Genomic DNA, 3,306 nt, shown 5'->3' with positions numbered 1-3,306 from the left:
CATCGACCCGGCGGCCGTCGAGGCGTACCGTAACGCCGTGCATGCAGCACGGCGCCAGGGTGGCGAGGTGCTCTACGGCGGCCGGGTGCTCGATCGGCCCGGCTGCTTTGTCGAGCCGACCTTGATCCGGGCGGAAAACCATTGGGACATCGTGCAACGCGAAACCTTCGCGCCTATCGTCTACGTGATGACGTTCCGCCGTCTGGAAGAGGCGATCGCCCGGCAGAACAGCGCATCGCAAGGACTGTCCTCGTCGCTGTTCACGCTGAATCTCAGATCGGCCGAGCGGTTCCTGTCGGCTTCGGGCAGCGACTGCGGTATCGCCAATGTCAATGTCGGCACGTCGGGCGCCGAAATCGGCGGAGCCTTCGGCGGCGAGAAAGATACCGGAGGCGGTCGCGAAGCGGGTTCCGATGCCTGGAAGATGTACATGCGGCGGCAGACCAATACCATCAATTGGGGAGAGGCTCTTCCGCTGGCGCAGGGGATATCGTTTTTCGCAGCGGATGCCGGGCAGGACCGGAAGTCATGAACCGGGAAACGACAGGTCGTAGGTCGGCAACCCTTTGCCGACCAAGCCCGTTGTCGACCCGGTGCGTCGGCAAAGGATTGCCGACCTACTTCACTTTAGCCCGCTCCCACAAGCCGTAAATTAGTCCCGCAACCGCCTTATCGATTCTTTCCAGGCACCCACGCGATAATCCGGAGAGGCGCGCCGCTGCCGCCCTCGATCTTCATCGGCAGGGCCACCACCATGGCGCCCGTCGTGGGCAGTTCGCCGAGCCGGGCGACGTTTTCGAAAATCGGAATGCGCTTTTCCGAGAGAATTCTATGGGCCTCGAAATGCGATGACTGCCCATAGTCGATGCTCGCCGTATCCAATCCGACGGCTTTGATGCGGCGCCGTTCGGCCAACCAGCGCGCGGCTTCGGGGGCCAGGCCGGGAAAGTGGAGTTTCGCCACCGCCGCCTCGCCCCGCTCGGCGGTACCCAAATACTTGACCGGGTCCGGCCAAAACCGGCCATAGCCCGTATGCAGCAATACGATCGCCTCTTCGGGTATCGGTCCGTGGCTCTTTTCCCAAGCGGCAAAATCGTCTTGGCCCACCCTGTAATCGGGATTTTTCGCGGCATTGGACGATACGTCGATCACGACGGCTGGACCGATCAGCCGGTCGAGCGGAATCCGGTCGACCGCGAGACCGTGAGCGGAAAAATGATTCGAGGCATCCAGATGAGTGCCGCCATGTTCCGCCGCTTGGAACTGATAGGCCTCGTAATGAAAGCCCTTTTCGGTCGTCCCGACAAACACCGGTTCCAGACGGAAGGGCGTCGCAGTGGGCCAGTACACGGTCTCGGCAGAAAAAGAATGGGTGAGGTCCACCCACCGGCCGGACGACCCCAAATCCGGCTGCGAAGCGCAACCCGCCAGCGCGGCCAGCAGAGCCGCCGGCACGCTCGGTTTAAATCGGGATCGAACGGTAACACGCATGGCTCGGCACCTCGATGATCGTTTCGGATCGCCTCTTGACGACATTTTGTCCAAATCCCATTATTTCACGATCAGGGACGCCAAGGCTTCTACACTGACGTTCTTTACGTTTTCTGCGAAGGGATTCCATGAACGAGTCATCACGCATTTCCGGCCCCGAGCCGATCCTGTCGAACCGAGAGCAAACAAGATTCCTCTCTCCTCCCGACGATGTGATCAGGTTTCCAATCGAGCCCGATAGGGTTCGAGAGCGCTCCACTCCTCCAAACATGAAAGGACTGCGCAAACCCTTGTCCCGCGCGGGACGCTCGGAGGCGGGTATTGAAACGGCACTCGACGGGCAGGAATGACTGGTTGAACCGAACTGCCCGAGCCGCGCGCGGCGTCTCTCGGCCGAGTATATTTCCGTTCGGGGATGCGCGCCTAGGTTCGGTCACCGTCATCGACACGATCGAAGGCATCGAACACCATCGCGAGGCTCTCGAAGACCTGGCGGAAAAAGCGGCGCACCCCAATCCTTTCTACGAACCGTGGTATTTTCTGCCGCTGCTCAAGATCTCGAAAAGGAAGCGGCGCCTGCGTTTTCTGCTCGTTCACGGGACCGACGACAGCGGTTCGGAAGCGCCCGAAACGCTGATCGGATTCTTCCCGTTCGAGCAGACACTGCTTCACCCGCTGTGCCCGGTTCGCTGTCTGCGTCCGTGGCAGGACGCCTATCGTTGGACGCTGCGCCGCACGCCGCTGCTCCGCTACGGGGCGGTCGGCAACAGCCTGGCGGCATTGGGCCGATGGCTGCTCGCCCGGCAGCACCCGCCGACTATCATCCTGTTCAAGGACCTGCCCGGCGACAGCGAGATCCTCCGCGCGGCCGAGTGCTGGCTTACCGAGGACCATCGATTGTGCCATGTACATGATGTCCGCGAATCGCACCTGTACCGCCGCCAAACGGATGCCGAGACCTATTTCGCACGCGTACTGTCGGGCAAACGGCGCCGACATCTCAGGCGCTTGCGCCGCCTGCTCGAGGATCTAGGACCGGTACGGGTCGCCGATCTCGACAGATCCGACGACGTCGACCGTCTTTTCGACGAATTCATCTCCCTGGAATTCAGCCAATGGAAGGGAAAGATCGGCACCTCCATGGCATCCATGCCCGATGGCGCTGCGATCGCCAAGGACATTCTCAAAGAGGCGCACCGCCGTAAGCGCCTCTCGCTGCTTACTTTGCGGGTCGGCGACAGGCTGGTCGCGGCGCGCAGCGCCTTCCTCGCGCCTCCGGGATGCTTCGGGTTCAAGATGGCCTACGACGAGAGTCCGCCCTATGCCCGATGCGGTCCGGGTTTTCTGCTGGATTTGGAGGGCATTCACCGCCTCCATGACGATGCGGACCTCCTAGGCACCGGAATCGAATGGCTGGACAGCTGCGCCGTCAAGACGGCCGCGCTGCCGCTGAGCATGAGGACGGAAGCCTTGCTGCTCCACCGCTACATGGTGACTGCGCGCGGCGGTATCGGCGAGGTCGTGACGCGCCGGTTTCCCAAGGTCATGCAGGCGCTTCCATGGAGAATACGCCGGCTGTCCGCGTTTTAGAGCGTTTTCATCTCGCTCTACGGCAAAACAGGCCTGGCCGGAGTCGTTGGCGCCTTCGGCCAGGGTAGATCGACTCAAGCTTTCGTAGGTCGGCAATCCTTTGCCGACGAACCCGCTGGCCCAACTGCACCGTCGGGAAGGGCGGCTTCGGCGTCGGGAAGGGATTCCCGACCTACGCAGAATGCCCGTACAGTAGGTATAAAAATGCTCTAGCGGTTGTCGGCA

3 protein-coding genes are annotated in these 3,306 nt (G+C 61.8%); 2 read left to right on the top strand and 1 reads right to left on the bottom strand.

Annotation, left to right across the window (positions count from 1 at the left end; genetic code table 11):
* A partial coding sequence (locus tag ABJK70_RS22370; protein WP_347259179.1) for an aldehyde dehydrogenase family protein occupies nt 1-532 on the top strand: 532 nt, incomplete at its 5' end.
* 137 nt (nt 533-669) lie between these two features.
* Here the strand turns inward: ABJK70_RS22370 and ABJK70_RS22365 are convergent.
* Nucleotides 670-1,491 (bottom strand): cyclase family protein, encoded by an 822-nt coding sequence (locus tag ABJK70_RS22365; protein WP_086133732.1) that lies wholly within the window; start codon nt 1,489-1,491, stop codon nt 670-672.
* A 354-nt stretch (nt 1,492-1,845) separates the two neighbouring features.
* Here ABJK70_RS22365 and ABJK70_RS22360 point away from each other — a divergent pair, with 354 nt between their 5' ends.
* The gene (locus tag ABJK70_RS22360; RefSeq protein ID WP_347259178.1) at nt 1,846-3,081 is read left to right on the top strand and encodes a GNAT family N-acetyltransferase; all 1,236 of its coding nucleotides are present in this window, start codon (nt 1,846-1,848) and stop codon (nt 3,079-3,081) included.
* Nucleotides 3,082-3,306 lie beyond the last annotated feature (225 nt).

The sequence above is a fragment of the Methylocaldum sp. genome, assembly GCF_039794385.1.
GTDB lineage: Bacteria > Pseudomonadota > Gammaproteobacteria > Methylococcales > Methylococcaceae > Methylocaldum.
The sequence above is the reverse complement of the archived record's forward strand: the minus strand, read 5'-3'. Positions and strand labels throughout refer to the sequence as shown.